This is a genomic window from Pokkaliibacter plantistimulans (assembly GCF_003194385.1).
GTDB lineage: Bacteria > Pseudomonadota > Gammaproteobacteria > Pseudomonadales > Balneatricaceae > Pokkaliibacter > Pokkaliibacter plantistimulans.
Window position 1 is genome coordinate 17,156 of sequence record NZ_LAPT01000001.1, and the last position, 21,664, is coordinate 38,819.

Here is a 21,664-nt window from a genome sequence, read left to right on the forward strand (position 1 = left end):
CCGGATAATCCGGGCTGATTTGTTTCTGTCAATCGCCGAACTCAGGCATTGCCTTTGAGCTGTTTGCGATAGGCATGCAGTAAAGGCTCGGTGTAACCATTGGGCTGTGTGCATCCTTTGAACACCAGATCAGACGCTGCCTTGAAGGCAATGCCGTCATAGCCCGGTGCCATGGGCACATAGGCGCTGTCGTCTGCATTCTGCTGATCCACAATGGTGGCCATACGCTGCAGGGTTTCGACCACCTGCGCTTCACTGCAGATACCGTGGCGCAGCCAGTTAGCCATGTGCTGGCTGGAAATACGCAGGGTGGCGCGGTCTTCCATCAGGCCGACATTGTTGATGTCAGGCACTTTCGAGCAGCCTACGCCCTGATCCACCCAGCGCACCACATAACCGAGCAAGCCCTGCGCGTTGTTGTCCAGCTCGGCCTGAATGATGTCGGCACTAAGCTGATAATTGCCCAGCAGGGGTGGGGTGAGGATGTCATCCAGACTGGCCATCGGCCGGCTTTTCAGCTGCTCCTGACGGGCCGCAACAGAGACCTGATGATAATGCGTGGCGTGCAGTGTAGCGGCTGTGGGAGAAGGCACCCAGGCACAGCTGGCGCCTGCTTCAGGATGCGCCTGCTTGCTGGCCAGCATATCTGCCATGCTGTCAGGTTTGGCCCACATGCCTTTGCCGATCTGGGCTTTGCCCTGCAGGCCGCAGGCCAGGCCGACATCGACGTTGCGATTTTCGTAAGCCTTGATCCAGGGTTCAGCCTTGATCAGCTCCTTGGGCAGGAAGGGGCCTGCTTCCATGCTGGTATGAATTTCATCGCCGGTGCGATCAAGGAAGCCGGTATTGATAAACACCAGACGCTCTTTGACGGCGCGGATACATTCCGCCAGATTGGCTGTGGTACGGCGCTCCTCGTCCATCACCCCGACCTTGACGGTATAGGCGGGCAGGCCCAGCGCGTCTTCGACCAGCGAGAACAGATCATTGGTCAGGGCGGCTTCGGCAGGGCCATGCATCTTGGGTTTCACCACGTAGATGCTGCCACTGCGGCTGTTACTCACCCGGCCCAGACCTTTGAGGTCATGCATGGCGCTGGCAACCGTGACCATGGCATCGAGCATGCCTTCGAAAATGTCATTGCCGTCAGCGTCCAGCACGGCATCGGTGGTCATCAGGTGGCCCACATTACGCACCAGCAGCAGGCTGCGACCGTGCAGGGTGAGGGTGGAGCCATCGACGGCGGTGAAGTGACGGTCGCTGTTCATGCGTCGTGTCATGTCCTTGCCACCCTTGCTGAAGGTTTCCTCAAGGTCACCCTTCATCAGTCCCAGCCAGTTGCGGTAGACCAGCACCTTGTCTGCTGCATCGACAGCGGCAACGGAGTCTTCGCAGTCCTGAATGGTGGAGATGGCTGACTCCAGCACGATGTCCTTGATGCCAGCATCACTGAGACGACCAACAGGATTGAGCGGGTCAATCTTCAGCTCGATGTGCAGGCCGTTGTTCTGGAACAGGAAGCTGTTGTCTCCGTAACCGACCCATTGAGTAGGCGTGGCGAGCTGTGTCTGCTGGCCATTCTTCAGGGTGATCAGTAGCTGAGCGGTTCCGCCCGTATCAGTGCGGCTGTAGCTTTTGACATCCGCATGGCTGCCTTCTGCCAGTGGCAGGGCGGTATCAAGGAAGGTGTGGGTCCACTCAATCACGCGGCGGGCGCGGACGGGGTTGAAACCCTGATTACGTTCGCAGCCCTGGCCCTCACCGATAACGTCGGTGCCGTACAGGGCATCGTACAGGCTACCCCAGCGGGCGTTGGCTGCATTGAGGGAAAAGCGGGCATTGCTGAGGGGGACCACCAGTTGCGGGCCAGCAATAGTGGCGATTTCCGCATCTACCTGAGTGGTGCTGATACTGAACGGAGCACCAGCTTCGACCAGATAACCGATGTCCTGCAGAAAGCGGCGGTAGGCTGCCAGATCAAATGGCTGGCCTGAACGAGCCTGCCACCAGGCATCAAGCCTGGCCTGAATATCATCACGCTGTTGCAGCAGATGGCGATTGACCGGACCCAGCGTGGTCACAATGCGCTCCAGCCCTGCCCAGAATTGCTCCTCGCTGACCCCGGTGCCTGGCAGTACTTCTGTGGCGATCAGGTCATCCAAAATAGCAGCGACCTGCAGGCCGCCCCGCTGAACCCGGTTATTCATACTCACCTCATGCTGATTGCCCGGAACCGCTGTCTCGCTACTGCCAGGTCGCGACAGTGAACGACTGGCAAAACAGGGTTTGTGGGCGATGGTTAGAGTCTGTCTGGATAAAATTTGTGCAGGTGCACCATGCATATCTAGACCATGATCTACTTATCGTGCGAGGTGTAAATACGACATTATTGTGAGTTGTGGCGGACTATGGGGGGCAGCACAGAACGATACTGGGCTTCACCTGCCGCTAATCAGTGAAGTGAACAAAGAACGTTCCGGGAAGTGAAGGGAGAGATCAAGGTGCTGGGTGGATTTGTAATTCTGCTGGGATGTCAGCTGATCGGTGAGCTACTGGTGCGCTCACTGGATCTGCCTTTTCCCAGTCCGGTAGTAGGGATGATCCTGCTGCTGATCGGTCTGATGATCTATGGTGAGGTGCCGGAGGGGCTGCGTGTGGTAGCCGAAGGTCTGCTCAGGCATCTGTCGCTGCTGTTTGTGCCGGCTGGGGTAGGTCTGATGGTGCATTTCAAGCTGATTCAGGCGGACTGGCTGAGCATCGCACTGGCTTTGCTGATCAGCTCGGTGCTGACCATTGTGATTGCGGCACTGGTCATGGGGCGGATGATGAGCAAAGACGGGGAGGGCAAGCATGGATCGGCTGACTGATCTCTGGCTGTATCTGGCGGCTAGCCCCCTGTTATGGCTGACGCTAACCCTGATCGTGTTCATGTTTGCTCTGTGGCTGAACCGGCTGGCCAAGGGGTCGCCCTTACTGCACCCAGTGCTGGTTTCCATGGCGATCATCATCAGCATTCTGACCCTGACCGGCATCAGCTATAACCAGTATTTCGAGGGAGCTCAGTTCGTGCACTTCCTGCTTGGGCCGGCGACTGTGGCTCTGGCAGTGCCTCTCTATGATCATCTGGCTAAGGTGCGGGAAATCATGGCCCTGTTGCTGGTCACCTGTGTCAGCGGTGCTCTGGTGGCGGCCATGAGTGCGGCTGGCGTGGCTCTGCTGATGGGCAGCATGCCGGAGACGGTGATGTCGATCATGCCCAAATCCGTGACGTCACCGATAGCCATGGGGATATCGGAAAAGATCGGAGGTTATCCGTCGTTGACCTCTGGTCTGGTGCTGATTACCGGAACGTTAGGGTGCTTTGTTGCTCCTCCTTTGTTCAGGTTGATGAACATTGAAGACCACAAGATAAGAGGCTTTGTACTAGGCGTCTCGTCCCATGGCATTGGCACGGCCCTGGCTTTTGAAATCAGTGCTCTGGCAGGGGCTTTTGCGGGGCTGGCCATCGGCATGACGGGTGTAGTGAGTGCGATTCTTATCCCTCTGATGGCCAGAATGCTGTCGTGACCCTGGCGGGATAAGTGGCCATCGAACTGCAGAGTGCATCGATCTGCAGTTCTGTCCGCTCCTTCTTGCCGTGGTGGCTGATCAGCTGTTCAGGTGAGCATCCATGGCTTCCTGTACTAGCCAGGCTCTGAACTTCTCCGCATTGTGGGAAATACTGTGCTGTGAGGGATAAACCAGATAAAACGCCTCTTGCGTTGCAAATTGTTCTGCAAAGGGAGCAATCAGAAGCTGGCTCTGTAGCAGGTTGCTGATAAGTGATGTCCTGCCGAGAGCAATTCCATGGCCGAGCGAGGCCATCTGCAGTGCCGAAATGAGAGTGTCAAAATGGACATGGCTGGCAATAACGAGGTCGTCATTGCCAGTCTGACTCAGCCAGTATCCCCAGCCTTCCTTGTACCCCGCAACATGCAGCAATGTGTACTCTGCTAACTGCCCGATGTGTGCAGGTGGTGCCTTGCCGTTGACGTTGTGGCCACAGACCGGGACCAGATGATCCCACGTCAGGCGCTCTGATGTCAGTCCTTGCCAGTTACCAAGGCCATGACGGATATCCAGATCAGAGTCCCATTTCCGTTCTTCAATCCAGATACTGCTGGGAAAGTTCAACCGCACATCCGGGTGCAACGCATAAAAGCGATGCAGACGGGGTGCCAGCCAGTGCGTAAAGAACACCAGATTGACTTTGACCGTGACCGCCTTGGCAACGCCCTGCCCGAATATTTCATCGGTGACTGCGGCCAGGCGTTCGATGGCGTCTCGTACAGGTGGGAGATAGGACTTTCCTGCATCCGTTAGCTCGAGCCCACGCGGCAAGCGTTTGAATAAGGTCGCGCCAAGTTGTGTTTCCAGCCCCTTCACTTGCTGGCTGATGGCGGCCTGCGTCAGGTTAAGCTCTGTGGCGGCGAGGGTGAAGTTGAGGTGGCGTGCGGAAGCTTCAAAAGAGCGTAGCCAATTAAGCGGCGGGAGGCGTTTTTTACTCACTTGAATACTCAACTGCTATGGCGGGTGCTGAAAAAATCAAGCGCCATATATCGCAATATGGCTGTGCTCAGGCGTGATTGTGACTGTCATTGACTGGTGCGCAAGGGCTGGATGAAACGAACGGCCGAGAAGCTGCTCATCCTGACACCACTGAGCCGTGTAAGGCCGATCTGACTGCCAGCCAGACTCACTCTCGCGAGTGAGTTTTCTATCTGTCTGGCAGTCAAACTTCAATCTGCTTATTTCATGGTCGGCATGGAGAACTCAACACCCTCGCGAACGCCTGCACTGGGCCAACGCTGTGTAATGGTTTTACGTCGGGTATAGAAACGAACGGCATCGGGTCCATAAGCTGACAGGTCACCAAACAGTGAGCGTTTCCAACCGCCAAAACTGTGGTAAGCCACAGGGACAGGTAGAGGCACGTTGATGCCAACCATACCCACCAGAATATGATCAGAGAAATAACGGGCCGCTTCACCATCACGGGTGAAAATACAGGTGCCGTTACCGTACTCATGGGCATTGATCAGATCCATTGCTTCCTGCATGGTCTTGACCCGAACGACCTGCAACACAGGGCCGAAAATTTCGTTTTTGTAGCTGTGCATTTCTGGAGAAACATGGTCGATCAGGGTGCCGCCGACAAAGAATCCCTGCTCATGACCACAGACCTCAATGTGCCGTCCATCGACGACAACATGGGCTCCCTGCTGCTCGGCGCTATCGATAAATCCCAGTACTTTTTGTTGATGCTCACGGGTTATTACCGGGCCAAAGTCATTGTGGCTGTCAGTATAGGCGCCGACCTTCAGGCTGCTCATAGCCGCCTGCATCCCGGCAATGAGCCTGTCGGCAGTGGCATCGCCCACGGCAACCGCCACAGACAAGGCCATGCAGCGCTCACCCGAGGAACCAAAAGCAGCACCAATCAGCTGATTGACGGTGTTGTCCATGTCGGCATCAGGCATGACGATAGCGTGGTTTTTAGCACCGCCTAATGCCTGGCAACGCTTACCATTGGCAGTGGCCGTTGCGTAGATGTATTCAGCGATCGGGGTTGAGCCAACGAAGCTCACAGCCTGTACTCGTTTGTCGTGCAGCAAGGTGTCCACGGCTTCTTTATCACCGTTGACAACGTTCATGACGCCGTCCGGCAGCCCGGCTTCTTGCAGCAACTGCGCAATAAACAGTGTAGAAGAAGGGTCGCGCTCTGATGGCTTGAGAACAAAGGTGTTACCGCATACCAGTGCCATGGGGAACATCCACAGCGGCACCATCACAGGGAAATTGAAAGGTGTAATCCCTGCCACGACGCCCAGTGGCTGAAACTCGCTCCAGGAGTCAATGTTGGGGCCGACATGACGGCTGTGCTCGCCTTTGAGCAGTTCAGGGGCACCGCAGGCGTATTCCACATTCTCGATACCACGTTGTAACTCACCCATCGCGTCGTGGCTGATCTTGCCATGCTCTTCGCCGATCAGTTCAGCAATCCTGGTGGCGTTCTGCTCGAGCAGTTCCTTGAAGCGAAACATGATACGAGCGCGTTTGATTGCAGGGGTATTGCGCCAGGCGGGATAGGCCTGATGGGCGGCTGCGATAGCGCTCTCGACGGTCGCGACGGAGGCCAGACTTACCTGTCGCGCGACTGCGCCGGTTGCTGGATTGTAGATGCTTTGCTGGCGCTGGCCTTCGTGCACCATGTGTCCATTGATCAAATGACCCAAGGTTTCCATTGTTATTTTCCTCAAGAGGGGTTGTTGTGCTGATTAATGCGCAGTGAACAGGTACTAACTGCTTCGCTTGTGACTCACCAAAGTTCGCTATAGAGAGCAATGATTTCTTCTGCACTCGGTACACGAGGGTTGTTGCCCGGAGAGCCAGATGCCAGAGCCTGCTCCGCCATGGTGGGCATCAGTTCAAAGAACTTATGCCGATCGATACCGAAGGCTTCGGGGCTTGGCACATGCAACTCACGATTCAGGGCGACCAGTTCATCAAGGAGCTTTTGATTGGCGGTACTGTCATCGTCATTGCTATCAGCAACGCCAATGGCGCGAGCACAGTCAGCGTAGCGATCAGCCGCGGCGGGTATGGAATAGGCGGTCACACGGGGCAGCAGCATGGCGTTGGACAGGCCATGGGGTACATGGAAGAAAGCCCCAATGGGACGGCTCATGCCATGCACGAGCGCTACAGAGGCATTGGAGAAGGCGACACCAGCCAGTGTAGAGCCAAGCATCATCGCCTCACGTGCTGCTGCATTCTTACCGTCGTGATAAGCCTGACGAAGATTAGGGCCGATCAGGCGCATTGCTGCCAGGGCCTGAGCATCGCTGAAGGGATTGGCCTTTTTGCTCACGTAGGCTTCCATGGCATGGGTCAGTGCATCAATACCTGTATCCGCCGTGATTCTGGGTGGCAGGCTCAGAGTGAGCTCGTAGTCCACAAGTGCTGCCATTGGCATAAAGCCAAGACCGACACAGAGCATTTTTTCATCTCTGGTTTCATCGGTAATGATGGTGAACCGGGTGACCTCTGAGCCCGTTCCTGCTGTTGTTGGAATAGCTATGACTGGCAATCCTGCTTCATTGACAATACGGGGGAATTTGTAGTCCCGCATTTCTCCACCAAATTTGGCGAGAATGGCAATTGCTTTGGCACTATCAATAGGACTGCCACCACCTAAAGCAATGATGCTGTCGTAATTACCTGATTTGGCTTTTTCTACACCAGCAAGAATAGATGCCATCGTAGGTTCGGGGACGGTATCTGAAAATACATCAGCTGTAATATCGTGCTCTGCGAGTAGCCTCTCGATATGTGCTGCATATTCAAGTTTAACCATCATATTGTCAGTCACAATAAGAGGTCTGGAACAGTTTAATGAGTGGAGTGTGGATGTTATTTGCTGAATCGCTCCACCACCGATCTGCATAAGGCGCGGAAGAACTATTTGTGATGACATGACCATTCCTTATAAGTGGATACGGCTAGTAGGTATAAGGTGCTGAAAAAGTGCTGGTATTGTCAGGATGGATAAAACCATCCTGACACAACGTTCTTTATGCCGATGTCGTATTGATAGATTCGATTGATACGTCCTGGCTATCGCGTTCAGCTCTTCCGTTTTGAATACTTTCTTTCCTGGTCTGACTGGTTTCTTCGTGTAGCGATTTCAACAAGCCATAGATAGCCAGAAGTAGCACCACTGAGAACGGTAATGCAGCAACAATAGAAGCCGTCTGCAAGGCGCTTAATCCTCCCGCCGCCAACAATACAGCTGCGACGGCACCGACCAGCGCACCCCAGATAATCCGGTAGTGAGAGGGAGGATTTTCATCACCCATACAAACCAGGGTGCAGATAACCAGCGTTGCCGAGTCAGCAGAGGTAACAAAGTAAGTCACTAGCAATACGGTGCAGATACTGGCCATTACAACGGTCATGACATGGCCGATATTCATCAGCTCGATAGTCTTGAATAGCGACATGGTGACATCGCTGTTGACGGCTTCGACGATGCCTCCAGCCCCAAACAGCTGAATATGCATGGCGGTATTGCCAAAAATGGTGATCCAGAAAGCGGCGAGCAGAGTAGGGGCAATCAGCACGCCAATGACAAACTCTCTGATTGTTCTTCCTTTGGAAATTCTGGCGATAAAAATGCCACAGAAGGGTGCCCAGGCAATCCACCAGCCCCAGTAGAAAATGGTCCAGTCACCTTGCCATGCGTCTTTAGGATTGGGATTGACCCAGAAGCCGAGATTGACTGCATGGGTAATGTAATCGCCCAGATTGGTGAAGAAAGCACCGAGCAGATATACCGTAGGGCCAAAAACAATGAAGAGCGCCAGAATAACCACCGTCAGGTGCATATTCCATTCGCTGAGAAGACGAATGCCTTTGTTGACACCTGATAATACTGAGGCCGTTGCAATAGCGGATATCACAACAATCAGAACAATCTGGACTGGAGTAGATACTTCCAGGCCGAAAAGGTAATGCAGTCCGGTGTTCATTTGTTTGGCGCCCAGTCCTAGTGACGTGGCAATTCCAAATACAGTACCAAATACCGAAAGCAAGTCGGCTGCATGGCCAATCGGGCCGTAGATACGCTCACCGAAAATGGGATAGAGACTGGAGCGAATAGAGAGGGGCAATCCTTTACGGTAGGAAAAATAAGCAAGAAGCATCCCGATGACTGCAAATAGTCCCCAGCCATGCAGACCCCAGTGGAAGATGGCAATACGCATCGCAACCTGAGCAGCCTCAACGGTTCCTTTCTGCGCATCAGTAATAAATGGATTTCCCTGAAGATGATAGATTGGCTCGGCAATACTCCAGAATAGGATACCTATTCCAATTCCGGCGCCGAATAACATGGAAAACCAGGAAAAATTACTGAACTCAGGACGGTCCTCATCTTTACCAAGACGAATGCTGCCATAGGGGCTAATGATTAGCCAAAGAGAAAGTATAAGGCAAAAACATATTACACCGATGTAGTACCAGGATAGCTCATTGGCAATGAATGCCTTCATTGAATTGAACAACGATGAGGCATAGGTAGTGTTGATTATGGTAAATAGCACAAATGCCACTATTAGTGCTACCGACCCGTATATCATTGTAGCAGAGTTGTTTTTTGGACTATGACGGCTGATATGAGAGCTCATTTATAGGCCTCCATCAACAAGATATGCGATTGTCTTTGCGCACATAGTGGGTTAGCCGGTAAGTCAGTATAAAAACAGCGCTGGTGAGGATTGCAGCCTCGATTGCTTTTCATGATGTAGGCCTTTTGCTTTCATTTGACCTGGGAGTGGTCAAACGGGTTTGTTTTTATAGGAGGACCTTGTGGCGGAATGGTGGTAGTGCTTTCGCCCTATCTAGTGACCCACCCTCCGTACCAAAGCCATTGTTGGTAGATATCATCCGTTTGGAAAGCAATAAAAAAGTGGTCTTAGGGTTGAAAATAATTATGGCTAGCTTGTCTCTGGGTATGACGATGGCGAGTTTCAGGTGAGTATTGCAATGCCTGAACCGGCTCATTCTGATTACCCTGAGCCCTTTCAATACCGGTTTTTCTACGCTTGCATGCAGTTGAAAAGGACTGCTGTGACCTATCTGTAGCGACAAGTCAGCACGACCTCCCCGGGACTATTATTTTTCTTTGCTTCAGCATACTAGGTAATGAGCTATTTCTTGGTATTTGGTAATAAGCATAGCTATAAAAAAAATGAGGCCTCAGGCGTGTTTTAAATTGCTGGTCAATTTTCTGGTGAGGCTTACTATTGAGCTAAATGTAGGGCTGTATGATTTTTATTTAATCTTTATTAGAAATGCACAATTCGTGGCTTCTTATTTAGGCGGCGTCTTATGAGCCTTCCGAAAAGAAAATAAGAATACAATGCTGCCTATTGAATCGTTGGCAGTATTAATTTGGAAAGGATGAGTCTATATGATTACTCGTAATCATTTACCCTTGGCTGGCGTAAGAGTTGTTGACTTTGGCCAGCAGATCGCGGGTCCGGCTGTGGCAATGGCAATGGCTGATCAGGGCGCTACTGTTATTCATATTGATCCGCCGGAAGGTCCATTCTGGAATGACCCTGCGAATGCGGTATTAAATAGAAATAAGATTTGTATCCGTCTGGATTTGAAGCAGGAAGAAGGATTGACTCAGGCACTGGCATTGATTGCACAGGCTGATGTGGTCATCGAGAGCTTTCGCCCCGGAGTCATGCAGCGACTGGGGATTGATTTCACTGCTCTACGTCAGGAGCGCCCTGAACTGATTACGCTGTCCATGCCAGGTTTTGCCAGCAATGACGCGTTGCGTCGTGACTGGAAAGCTACGGAGGCGGTGGTGGCCGCAACCTCTGGAGTCTTCACCGATATGGGATTCAATCGTGTGCTGATGGGGCTGAATCCCAGCTTTTCACCATTACCTTTGGGTTCTTCTTACGCTATCTCTTTGGGGGCAGCCGCCGTCGCTCTGGCACTATACAGTCGTGAGAAGTCCGGCCGTGGCGACGCCATAGAAGTGCCCATTTCCAGTTCCTTGATGGAAGGGCTCTGCTATAACTCGATAGTTATTGATGAGATGCCCGAGCGATACAGGACAATGCGTGAACAGGAAATCGCCTACCGTAAGGCCAGTAACCTGCCTCTGGATATGTCCTACAGTGATTTGCAGGAGTTTCTCGATCCTTTCTACCGTACTTATGAGTGTGCTGATGGACGCATGTTCTATTGCGTTTGTCCTTCCCATCGCAACCACGCTCGACGTTGTCTGCAGGTGCTTGGCATCTACGATGAGCTGGTGGCAGAAGGCTTGCCTGATGTTAAGAATCTGTACCTGCCAGTGGATCAGTGGGATGGAGAAACGTCCATTGGGGTCTACCCGCTGCCCAAAGGGTGGGCGGATAAGATCGCCGCAAAGATGAAAAAGGCGTTTTTGCTCAAAACGTCTGATGAGTGGGGGCGTATTTTCGGTGAAGGGCAGATTCCGGGTGCACCTCACAAAACGACCGAGGAATGGGTTCAGCTGGAGCACACTAATAGCAGTGGTCTGATCGTCGAAGTGAATGATCCGGAGTATGGCCTCATGAAGCAGCCGGGACCATTGGCCTGGTTAGAGGGGGTAACAGACCCACTGCTGCACCCGCAAGCCCGTACGCTGGCGAGCGTAGATGAGGCGTTCGATGCGTTCAGTGCAGTGGATCGCAGTCTGACGTCAGACTTTGCTGCATTGCGGATGGCAGCTCCAGAGGGAACAAAAGGATGGCTTGACGGGCTTAAAGTACTGGATTTGACCAATGTCATCGCGGGCCCACATTCTGCCGCCTTCCTGACTCGCTTTGGTGCAGAGGTGATCAAACTGGATCCGGTGACACCGCTGTATGATCCATTGATAGGTACCATGTATACCTTCCAATGTGGCATGGGCAAGAAAAGTGCTCTGGTCGACATCACCACGGCACAGGGCAGAGAAGTATTTAACCGGCTTGTCCGTAGTGTTGATCTGGTGGTCATCAACGCGCCAGAGCGGCAAATCAGACAGCTGAAGCTGGACCATGAAACTTTACAGGCTATTAACCCTGGCGTGTTGTTCTGCCGACTCGATTGCCTGGGCGGGCCTGATCGGGGGCCGATGAGCGATTACATTGGCTATGACGACATTATTCAGGCAGTCAGTGGCATCATGAGTCGATTTGGCGGCATAGCCACTCCTGAAGAACATGCCCATATCGGCACGCTTGATGTGAATTGTGGCTTTGCTGCGGGATTTTCTATCGCGTTGGCGCTGTATCTGAAACATAAGACAGGGCAGGTAACCCGTGCCCGTACTTCACTCTCTGCGGTAACGAATATGGCACAGTTGCCCTATGCCTACGATTTCAACGGGCGCGCACCTTTCAATGAACCATCCGGCCGCAATGCATTGGGTAATCACCCACTGTCGCATTTTTATCCGACACAGGATGGTTGGATCTTTATTGATGCTTCGCCTGCTGAACTGGACAAGCTGGAAAGTATTGAAGGAATGAAGGGCATTTCCCTGGCTTCAGACCGGCATGCGTTTTTACAGGCCAGCTTTAAAGCAGCGACGACGAACTATTGGGTGGACGTTTTGCACTCGGCTGATATCGCTGCGGCTGAGCCACTCTCCATGCAGCAGCTGCGTGACAAGTACAGCCGTGTTGCAGACGGTGCGGTAGGTATCGACAAAGGAAGCTACGCCTTCTCTATTTATCCTGATCATCCCAGCGGTCACCGGGTAACTCAGATTGACCATTTTGCTATCCGCCCCAGTGAGGCAAAGATCAGAGCGGTGACTCCGGTTGAACGCTTCGGGCACTCAACTAGAGACGTACTTCTGAGTGTTGGCTACAGCACTGCAGACATTGAGGAAATGGAAGCGTCGGGTATAGCAAGTATGGGATGGTGTGACCGACTACTGCCCAACTAATGATGGATGTCTGATGCTAGCTGCCTGTTGGAACTGATACTGGGATGCAGATGCCGTTCAGGCTGTGTCCTGAATTAATGCCCCGCATTGAGCAAATCACTCCAGACGGCTGCTAGATCTTTGGGCGCTCTCGAATTGAGATGCGCCCTTTTTTATGCTGCAGGATGATCAGCGAACAATAATGATGGGGTTATCACCACCCACTTCATGCAGCTCGCCTGAGCCGGTATAGCCGGGCAGCCCCTGCGGTGCGCCATGGAAGGCCGTGCCGCGGCTGGCGACGAACTGGCCGCGGCAGCCAACATTTTCATCTACCGGAGTGGTCTTCACATAGCCGCTGACGTTGTTGGATGCGCTATTGAAGAAGCCACTGATGACCAGATGACGCTTGCTGGTGAAAATCGGCAGGCTGCCATCGACAAACCACTTGCCCCCTGTGACATTCACTGCACCGTAGAACTCGCCGGTTGTGCTGACGGGGACCTTGAAAGTGAGTGGCTGGGCACTGCGCATAGTAGCTGTTACCCAGCCGTTGCTGACGTTCAGACTTAGGTCATCGGTGAAGCGATCACAGTACGTTCTGACCGTTGAGCCCATGTTCATATGCTGGATATCGGAGCTGATCGTTGACCATGCCTGGCCTTGCCACTGGCCATCGAACTGGCCGGAGCTGTCGCGCATGTCTTCAGCTACCGGTCTGGTCAGCTGTTGCTGGCAACCTGTCAGGGCCAGCACGCTGCCAAAAAGGCAGGCTGTGAGGAGTGAGTGGTGGTAACGCATAGCTATGTCCCTGAAAGGAGTAAGGTCACCCATCGTAAATGCGGTTGCATTACTGTGCGGGTTGAGTGTGGCCATGGTAAATGTCTGGGGATGGTGATGTGTAGTCACAACAACCGATTGCAGAAAGTTTATGGCTTTCTGCCGGAGGCAGGGCTTGATTCACGTCATAAGGTGAGTGTGCATCGCGATGCGAAAACGGCCGGTGAAGTTACCGGCCGTTTTACTCTGATTCTGGGGGAAGTGTCAGTAGGGCGACATGGCGCTGTCACCGGAATAGGGAGGCAGGTCGGGGTATCCGGTGATGGTGCCGTCTTTGGCCATCGCAAAATCTCCTTCGCATCCGGCCTTGTCATTCATCGGCGCGGTGCGGATGGAGCCGTGGGCCATGCTGGTTTTCGGATCAAGAATACCGCTGATGATCACGCGCTTCTGGTAGTCAAAAATGGGCAGGTGGCGGCTTACTCCCAGACTGCCCTGCACAGGTACTGAGGCATAGAAACGGCCTTCGCTGTCCACGGGGACACGGAAGGTGACCGGTTCATTGGCTTTGAAGCTGCCATCGGCCCAGCCTTTGATCACGGATAACTTGAGATCATCGGTAAAGGGAGCGCAGTTGGAGATGGCGCGGTCGTTGAGGCTGGTAGGCGTGACCTGAGGTGTCTTGGTCAACCAGGCTTTACCTTCCCAGTTGCCATCGAATTGTCCGCTGGTATCCCGTTCGGTTGGATTCAATGGGTCGGTCAACGGTGTCGTACAACCGGTCAGACCCGCCGCTGCTAACACTCCAACCAACAGAATAACGTGACGCTGCATGTGTAATCCCTCTATCAACTTGATCATTCCACCCACATGGCGATGCATGGGCTTTCCTGTATCTACCAGTCCTACTCTGTAATTTGAAACGCAAACCCTGCATAGCGTAACAGTGTGCTTACAAGCAAAGCCTATCGTTTCAAAGTGTAGTCAATGACATGCTGAATCGGCACCGAAGATTTGCAACTTTTAGTAAAGCGTGTTTTGCGCTGTGTATATCCGAGGGGTATCCGCAGTGTCACGAACAGGCAGGGGATAGCGGATGGGCAATGAGGTGTGAGGCGTGAGGTGTACCGATTGTCAGACAGCACAACGCCGGCACAGGGCCGGCGTTGTCTATGGATCAACGGAAACTAATCAGTCTTCTTCGTTGCCGTTGAAGTGACTTTCCAGCCACATGGCATTGATGATGCCGAAGCTGCAGGCAAGCAACACGCCGAGGATCCAGGCGAAGTACCACATTTCTAGCTCCTTCTGTCTTATGACAGGGTTGGGATGTCAGTCTCTGGTGTTCAGCACAACTCAGTAGCGGCTGTGGCTGTAGGCCTGAATATCCTTGACGGTGACGGTTCCCCACATTTTCCAGTAACACCACAGGGTGTAGCACAGGATGATCGGTACGAAGATCAGTGCAGCGATCAGCATGATGCCGAGGGTTTTCTCACTGGAGGTGGCATCCCATACGGTCAGGCTGTGGCTGGGCGCCAGGCTGGACGGCATGATGAAGGGGAACAGGGCCAGACCGACCGTCAGCAGTACGCCGATGATAGCCAGGCTGCTGCCCAGGAAGCCGGTCCAGCGACCGCCACGGCTGGCAAAGAAGCTCAGCACCAAGCCTGCGTAGGCAACGATAGGCGCTAACCAGGCCATGGGATTGGCTTTGTAGAAGTCCTGCCAGCCCAGATTGTTCATGGCAACGGTCTTGATCAGCGGGTTACCTGCCTGAGGAGAGCTGGTGATGCTCATGCCCATGATACCCATGGTCAGCCACAGGCCAGCCAGGGTGAAGCAGACGATAACCACCACAGACAGGATGCTTTGTACCTTGCGGCAACGAGCCAGAATGTCACCTTCAGTACGCATGACCAGCCAGCTGGCACCGTGCAGGGTCAGCATGGACAGGCTGATCACACCACACAGCAGGGCGAAGGGGTTCAGCAGCGCCCAGAAACTACCGTGGTAGGACACCCGCAGAAACTCATCCAGATCAAAAGGCACGCCTTGCAGCAGGTTACCGAAGGCTACGCCGAATACCAGTGCAGGCACCAGACTGCCGACGAACAGGCCCCAGTCCCAGGCGTTCCGCCATTGCGGGTTATCCAGCTTGCTGCGGTAGTCGAAGCCGACAGGACGCAGGAACAGGGCGAACAGTACCAGCAGCATGGCCCAGTAGAAGCCAGAGAAAGCAGCTGCGTAGACGGGAGGCCAGGCAGCAAACAAGGCCCCCCCGGCGGTGATCAGCCACACCTGGTTACCGTCCCAGTGCGGGCCAAGGGTATTGATAACCACGCGGCGCTCGCCGTCTGTTCTGCCAACCCAGGGCAGCAGAATGGCGGCACCCATGTCGAAACCGTCAGTCAGGGCAAAGCCGATCAGCAGGACGGCAACCAGTACCCACCAGATCAGTTGTAATTCTTCATAACTTGGCATGGTGTCTCTCCTTACTTAGCGACAGCGCCATGTTGATGTTCGATGCCAGACAGCTCGTGATGATAGCGGCCGGTGTGCAGGCTGCTTGGGCCCTGTTTGGCGAAGCGGATCATCAGGTACATCTCGATAACCAGCAGCACGGTGTAGATGGCGATCATGGTGATCAGGCTGCCAGCTACGTCTGCTGCGGTCAGGCTGGAAGCGGCCAGATGGGTTGGCAGGATTTCACCGATGGCCCAGGGCTGACGACCGTACTCCGCGACAAACCAGCCGGTTTCAGCGGCAATCCAGGGCAGAGGCAGACTGAACACAGCAAATTTGAGCAGCCATTTTTTCTGGTATTCCTGGCGTTTGGCGCAGTAGTAGAAGCTGCACAGGAACAGCACCAGCATCAGGAAGCCGCATGCCACCATGATGCGGAAGCTAAAGAACAGCGGCGCGACTTTGGGGATGGAGTCGATGGCAGCCTGTTTGATCTGGGCATCGGTAGCGTTGACGATATTGTCGGTGTATTGCTGCAGCAGCAGACCGTAGCCGAGGTCAATCTTGACATCATTGAAGGCCGCCACGGTTTCAGCGCTCTTGTCACCGCCACGCAGTTGCTGCAGCAGGGCATAGGCTTTGATGCCGTTACGGATACGCACTTCATGGTCGGCACGCAGTTCGCTGATGCCTTTGATCTGCTCATCCAGCGAGCGGGTAGCGATCAGACCCAAAGCGTAGGGGATCTTGATGGCGTAGTCGGTACGCATTTCCTCTTCGTTGGGGATACCGATCAGGGTGAAGGCTGCCGGGGCTTCATCGGTGTGCCATTCGGCCTCGATAGCCGCCAGTTTGGCTTTCTGAACGTCACCAATTTCGTAACCTGATTCGTCACCCAGAATAATGACAGACAGGGTGGCGGCGGTACCGAAAGCGGCCGCGATGGCGAATGAACGGCGGGCGAAGGCCAGATCACGACCCTTCAGGATGTACCAGGCGCTGATGGCCAGGACGAAAATGGAGCCAGTGACATAACCGGCAGACACGGTGTGGACGAACTTGACCTGGGCAACCGGGTTGAAGATCAGGGCGCCGAAGCTTTCCATCTCCATACGCATGGATTCGAAGTTGAACTCCGCACCCACCGGGTTCTGCATCCAGCCGTTGGCTACCAGAATCCACAGTGCAGACATGTTGGAGCCAATGGCCACCAGCCAGGTTACCAGCAGGTGAGCACGCTTGCTCAGACGTTCCCAGCCAAGGAAGAACATGCCAACGAAGGTGGATTCAAGGAAGAACGCCATCAGGCCTTCAATCGCCAGTGGCGCGCCGAAGATGTCTCCGACGTAGTGAGAGTAGTAGGACCAGTTGGTACCGAACTGAAACTCCATGGTCAGACCGGTAGTTACCCCAAGGGCAAAGTTGATACCAAACAGCTTGCCCCAGAATTTGACCATGTCTTTGTACACTTCCTTGCCGGTCATGACATAGACAGATTCCATGATGGCCAGCAGGAAGGACATACCCAGGGTCAGGGGCACGAACAGGAAGTGATAGAGCGCCGTCATGGCGAACTGTAGTCGTGATAACTCAACGACTGACTCACTGATCATGGTTGGACTCCTCAAGAAGAGTAAGTTGAGATGAAAGGAAAAGCGAAATCGTCATAAGCCGCGGATGGCCTTCAGCTGATAGGGCTGGTTAGTGTCGGCGATGCTGGCGTTCGTTGGCCGGGAGCATGGTGAGGCGATGAACAGACTCCGGGCACGGTTGGTATGGCGAGAGGCCAGCTTTGTTCACGCGGCACAGTCCATGCTGCGCAGCGTGGCAGGGTAAGTTGTCTGGTTATCATGGTTGGCTCCTGATAAACCCGATAGACCTGAGCGAGGAACTGGATAGGCTCTGCGGCAGTGAAAGAGAGCAGTTGCCTGTCAGCTCCGGTTCGTAATGTGGCTTGGTGTCAGGCGGTTTCTCCCAGTCGTCGTCCTGAAGTGTGCTTTCATTCCCGTCAGTTCCGTTTATGCGAACTGCAGCAGGGAAGTCGTCCATCTGAGCTTAGGAAAGCAACGTAATGCTCGCTACATTAGATGATGCTCATTTTGCACTGCTCTCATGGAAGCGCCTTGACGGACATCAACAGAAACAAAGACAACCTGCTGTTTCCGTTCACGAGAGTGGCGAAATTCATTATTCAGGCACCGGCTTGCATATTTATTGAACAATTTGAGGGTGCGTGATGGTGGATCGCCCTGAAAACGCGTTCTGAACACAAGGACAAATCTGAGGCGGGCCGGGGTAGTGCGCCGGGTGGCGATGACTAAAGCGATCTGTTGCTTGTCAGGCAGGCGCAATGGCTGCACCCTTGCTGCTAACTGTTTGTATGGACTCCAGCTGATGATCAGTCTGGAAGAGGCTTTTTAGTGCTGAAGGAGAATGCCCATGCGATCCCACGATATTGACTACCGTATTCTTGGTAACGCCATGCAGTTGCTGGAGATTGAGCTGGATTCGGGTGAAACGGTGATTGCCGAGGCGGGCAATATGACCTTTATGGAAGAAGGTATCCGCTTTGAGACCCGTATGGGGGATGGCTCAGACCCTGATCAGGGATTGTTCGGCAAGTTGTTTTCTGCAGGCAAGCGCTGGATGACCGGTGAGTCGATCTTCATGACCCATTTCACCCATGAAGGCAAAGGCAAGGCTCAGGTGGCCTTCGCTGCCCCTTATCCCGGTTCTATCGAAGCCGTGCATCTGGGAGAGATTGGCGGCGGCTTGATCTGCCAGAAGGATGCCTTCCTTGCTGCAGCACTGGGTACCAGCATTGATGTGGTGTTCAGTCGCCGGCTCGGCGCCGGGTTCTTTGGTGGCGAAGGCTTTATTTTGCAGAAGCTGAAAGGGGATGGTCTGGCATTTATCCACGCGGGTGGCACTCTGGTCCGGCGTCGCCTCAATAATCAGACGCTGCGTGTTGACACCGGCTGTCTGGTGGCGTTCACACCGGGGCTGGACTACGACATTGAGCTGTCTCGCGGATTAAAAACCATGCTGTTTGGTGGTGAAGGGCTATTTTTGACGACCTTGAGCGGAACCGGTGAGGTGTGGCTGCAAAGCCTGCCGTTCTCCCGTCTGGCAGATCGCATCATTGCTCATGCACCCGCGCTGGGTGGTAAAGAGCAGGGTGAAGACTGATCGCTGAGTCAGTGCACCGGGTACTGTTGCCACGTTGAAGGCATGGCAACAGTCCAGCACTTTATTTATCGGTGAATTGCCGGCGGTATTCGCTGGGGGAAACCTGACAGGTTTTCTTGAACAGTTTCCGCAGGGCGCTTTCATCGCTGTAACCACAGCGGTCCACAATCTGTGAGAACTTGAGGCTGGTGGTGGACAGCAGCAATTTGCATTTCTCAATGCGTAGCTGCTGGATATAGCCCTGAGGCGTCTGATTGATCTGCTCCTGAAAGTGACGAATCAGCGTGCGCGTGCTGACCGCCATTTGTTGAGCCACATCTTCCACTTTTACTTCCCGTGAAAGGTTGGCCTGAATCCAGGCTTCAGCGCGGCTGACCAGTGAGTTGGCATTGCCGACCAGACTGCTACCCAGAATATTACGGCTGAGAAAACCATCTGCCGGCGACAGGGGGTAGTCCACGGCCATCTCGCGGGCCACATTGCGGGCGAAGTTGCTGCCGCTAAAGCGTGCGACAACGGACATGCACAAATCCACGAAGCTGGTATTCAACGGTACACAGAGCACGTTGTCGGCCTGAATCCCCATCACTGAGCTGCTGCTGTTGTCCTTGAACATATCCATCAGACGCTGGCGAATGCTGGGCGGCGATGCTTGCCACAACCCCTGCTCACCCAGCAGCTGGCTGCCGCTGTAATTACAGGCGAACAGGCGGAGTTGTGGCAGATTGGCCTGCAACCAGCTGGTCAGACTAGGCCAGCGGCGTAAGGCCTGCCGGGTTTGTTCCTCGTCAGACAGAGGCGTGCCATGAAAGAGTGCGATATCACCGGGTTGGATCAGGCTAAGATCACCGTCAACAGGCAAGGGATAGCCGTTACTACTGTGCACCGAGGCGCCATCCTGAGTGACCAGCTGGACATGGAAGGGCTTTTCCATCTGTGGATCAAGGGACTGGGCCAGCAGATTGGCATGGCTGAAAACGTCGGCAGCGCTCATCAGCACGCCTGCTGAACAACCTTCGTAAGCGATAATGGCGACTCTGCATGTCATGGTCTTTTTATCTCGCGCATATCTGGCTCAGGTTTCTGATGACGGTGCCAACAGTAGCAAAGGACGTTGTCACTGCCATGACACGGAAGTGTAAATGGACGATCAGTTGTGTTGAGTGCCCGCATTCTGACCTGACCTGTCTCTTTCTTTATCACTGCCTGTCGCATTTTGCCCTTTTTTCGTCAGGAATGCCGCTCTCAATTCTACGCATATCAGCGCATAGTGATCATTCTGAAGAGTACGTCGCGTGTAATGCGCTTCGATAACTCGTTGATATGTCAGGAGTGATGGCGTGTTCACTACGCTATCGGGCAGCAAGATTGGAAAGTTACGGAGTTTTTCTATGCGCAAGCGCGTTGTGGTGACAGGTCTGGGTGTTGTCTCTCCCCTTGGTAATGACCTGGAAACTGCCTGGACAGCCTGTCGCAGCGGTCGTTCCGGCATCGGTCTTATCACTCGCTTTGATGCTTCAGACCTTAAAACCCATATCGCCGGAGAAGTGCGGAACTTTGAAATTCCCAGCGTTATTCCGGCTAAAGATGCCAAGAAGATGGATGTGCTGGATCTCTATGCCATCGCTGCAACCCAGCAGGCACTGGATGATGCCGGGCTGAAGATCACTGATGACATCGCCGACGATGTGGGTGTCTCCCTCGGGGTGGGCATCGGTGGCGAAGTAACTCTGGAAAAAAATGTGCTGCTGATGGAAGAGAAAGGGCCAGGGCGCATTTCACCTTTCTTTGTGCCGATGATTCTGCCCAATATGGCGGCAGGCTATGTCTCTCTTACCTTCGGTACGCGTAATTACAATGCGGTGACTCTGTCGGCCTGTGCCTCTTCAAGTCACGCCATCGGCGATGCTTTCCGCCATATTGAGCGCGGTGATGCCAAGGCGATGATTGTCGGTGGATCGGAAGGTGCATTGACCAAACTGTGTATGGGGGGCTTTGCTGCCATGAAAGCGCTGAGTACCCGCAACGATGCACCGGAAAAAGCCAGCCGCCCCTATGATCGTGATCGCGACGGTTTTGTTTTTTCAGAGGGTGCCGCTATCCTGATTCTGGAAGAGCTGGAGTTCGCGCAGGCACGTGGTGCGCGTATCTATTGTGAGCTTGCGGGGTATGGTGTCAGCTCTGATGCTCACCATATCAGTGCGCCGACAGTGGAAGGGCCAGCCCGCTCAATTCGACTGGCGATCAAGGATGCTGGCGCGACGCCTGATCAGCTGGACTACATTAATGCTCATGCGACCTCAACGCCGGTGGGTGACATCAATGAGCTGCGCGCCATTCAGACGGTGCTGCAAGACCACGCCAGCAAGATATCAGTCAGCGCTACCAAGTCCATGACGGGTCACATGTTGGGAGCGGCTGGCGCGATTGAGGCGGTGCTGACGGTGATGGCGATGCAGGACAACTTCGTACCCCCGAGCATCAACATCGATAACCTCGACCCTGATTGTGAGCTGGATGTCACACCTAATGAGGGCCGTGAGCGCTCGATTGATCTGGCACTGTCCAACTCATTTGGCTTCGGCGGCACCAATGCGTCATTGGTGTTCCGTCGCCTCAAAGACGTGTAAGCCTGTCTTCGGTAAACACCACTGTGCCATCGCTGATTCCAGCCAGAACAGCGATGGTGCTCTCAGATTGTGTCTGCGCAGATTGTGTCCGCGC

16 protein-coding genes are annotated in these 21,664 nt (G+C 53.9%); 5 read left to right on the forward strand and 11 right to left on the reverse strand.

The features are described from left to right. Positions 1-41 precede the first annotated feature (41 nt). Positions 42-2,207, reverse strand: coding sequence for a malate synthase G (locus WH50_RS00080; protein ID WP_110185491.1), 2,166 nt, complete (start codon positions 2,205-2,207; stop codon positions 42-44). Positions 2,208-2,483: 276 nt separating this feature from the next. Here WH50_RS00080 and WH50_RS00085 point away from each other — a divergent pair, with 276 nt between their 5' ends. Continuing rightward, positions 2,484-2,867: a CidA/LrgA family protein gene (locus WH50_RS00085; RefSeq protein ID WP_243409915.1), complete on the forward strand. Its 384-nt coding sequence runs from the start codon at positions 2,484-2,486 to the stop codon at positions 2,865-2,867. Continuing rightward, a complete protein-coding gene (locus tag WH50_RS00090; protein WP_110185492.1) occupies positions 2,851-3,567 on the forward strand; it encodes an LrgB family protein in 717 nt (238 codons plus the stop codon). The genes WH50_RS00085 and WH50_RS00090 overlap by 17 nt, the downstream gene beginning before the upstream one ends. 81 nt (positions 3,568-3,648) lie before the next feature. Here WH50_RS00090 and WH50_RS00095 read toward each other — a convergent pair whose 3' ends face one another. The 4 genes from WH50_RS00095 to WH50_RS00110 all read right to left on the reverse strand — a co-directional run bounded on the left by WH50_RS00095 (position 3,649) and on the right by WH50_RS00110 (position 9,227). Continuing rightward, the gene (locus tag WH50_RS00095; protein WP_110185493.1) at positions 3,649-4,548 is read right to left on the reverse strand and encodes a LysR substrate-binding domain-containing protein; all 900 of its coding nucleotides are present in this window, start codon (positions 4,546-4,548) and stop codon (positions 3,649-3,651) included. Between the two features lie 239 nt (positions 4,549-4,787). Then, a complete protein-coding gene (locus WH50_RS00100) occupies positions 4,788-6,284 on the reverse strand; it encodes a CoA-acylating methylmalonate-semialdehyde dehydrogenase (protein ID WP_110185494.1) in 1,497 nt (498 codons plus the stop codon). Positions 6,285-6,358: 74 nt separating this feature from the next. Further along, on the reverse strand, positions 6,359-7,516 hold the full coding sequence (locus WH50_RS00105) for an iron-containing alcohol dehydrogenase (RefSeq protein ID WP_110185495.1): 1,158 nt from the start codon (positions 7,514-7,516) through the stop codon (positions 6,359-6,361). A gap of 97 nt (positions 7,517-7,613) precedes the next feature. Continuing rightward, positions 7,614-9,227 carry a BCCT family transporter gene (locus tag WH50_RS00110; protein ID WP_207780107.1) on the reverse strand — a complete coding sequence of 538 codons (1,614 nt, stop codon included), beginning with the start codon at positions 9,225-9,227 and terminating at the stop codon, positions 7,614-7,616. A 785-nt stretch (positions 9,228-10,012) separates the two neighbouring features. On the opposite strand from WH50_RS00110, the gene WH50_RS00120 reads away from it, so the two are divergent. Next, positions 10,013-12,526, forward strand: a complete 2,514-nt coding sequence (locus tag WH50_RS00120; protein WP_110185498.1) for a CoA transferase — start codon at positions 10,013-10,015, stop codon at positions 12,524-12,526. A 168-nt stretch (positions 12,527-12,694) separates the two neighbouring features. Here WH50_RS00120 and WH50_RS00125 read toward each other — a convergent pair whose 3' ends face one another. The 5 genes from WH50_RS00125 to WH50_RS00145 form a co-directional block, all read right to left on the reverse strand. Continuing rightward, positions 12,695-13,306, reverse strand: a complete 612-nt coding sequence (locus WH50_RS00125; RefSeq protein ID WP_110185499.1) for a hypothetical protein — start codon at positions 13,304-13,306, stop codon at positions 12,695-12,697. A 243-nt stretch (positions 13,307-13,549) separates the two neighbouring features. After that, a complete protein-coding gene (locus WH50_RS00130; RefSeq protein ID WP_110185500.1) occupies positions 13,550-14,167 on the reverse strand; it encodes a hypothetical protein in 618 nt (205 codons plus the stop codon). Between the two features lie 309 nt (positions 14,168-14,476). Then, complete coding sequence (gene cydX, locus WH50_RS00135; protein WP_104156948.1) at positions 14,477-14,581, reverse strand: cytochrome bd-I oxidase subunit CydX; 105 nt, start codon at positions 14,579-14,581, stop codon at positions 14,477-14,479. Positions 14,582-14,641: 60 nt separating this feature from the next. After that, on the reverse strand, positions 14,642-15,769 hold the full coding sequence (cydB, locus tag WH50_RS00140; protein WP_110185501.1) for a cytochrome d ubiquinol oxidase subunit II: 1,128 nt from the start codon (positions 15,767-15,769) through the stop codon (positions 14,642-14,644). Between the two features lie 11 nt (positions 15,770-15,780). After that, entirely contained in the window at positions 15,781-17,364 is a 1,584-nt protein-coding gene (locus WH50_RS00145) for a cytochrome ubiquinol oxidase subunit I (protein ID WP_110185502.1), read from the reverse strand. 826 nt (positions 17,365-18,190) lie between these two features. On the opposite strand from WH50_RS00145, the gene WH50_RS00150 reads away from it, so the two are divergent. Beyond that, complete coding sequence (locus tag WH50_RS00150; protein ID WP_207780108.1) at positions 18,191-18,940, forward strand: TIGR00266 family protein; 750 nt, start codon at positions 18,191-18,193, stop codon at positions 18,938-18,940. Positions 18,941-19,001: 61 nt separating this feature from the next. On the opposite strand, the gene WH50_RS00155 is transcribed toward WH50_RS00150, so the two are convergent. Then, positions 19,002-19,988 carry a GlxA family transcriptional regulator gene (locus WH50_RS00155; protein WP_110185504.1) on the reverse strand — a complete coding sequence of 329 codons (987 nt, stop codon included), beginning with the start codon at positions 19,986-19,988 and terminating at the stop codon, positions 19,002-19,004. A 343-nt stretch (positions 19,989-20,331) separates the two neighbouring features. Between WH50_RS00155 and fabF the strand changes: the two genes are divergently transcribed. Further along, on the forward strand, positions 20,332-21,570 hold the full coding sequence (fabF, locus tag WH50_RS00160) for a beta-ketoacyl-ACP synthase II (protein ID WP_110185505.1): 1,239 nt from the start codon (positions 20,332-20,334) through the stop codon (positions 21,568-21,570). Positions 21,571-21,664: the final 94 nt, after the last annotated feature.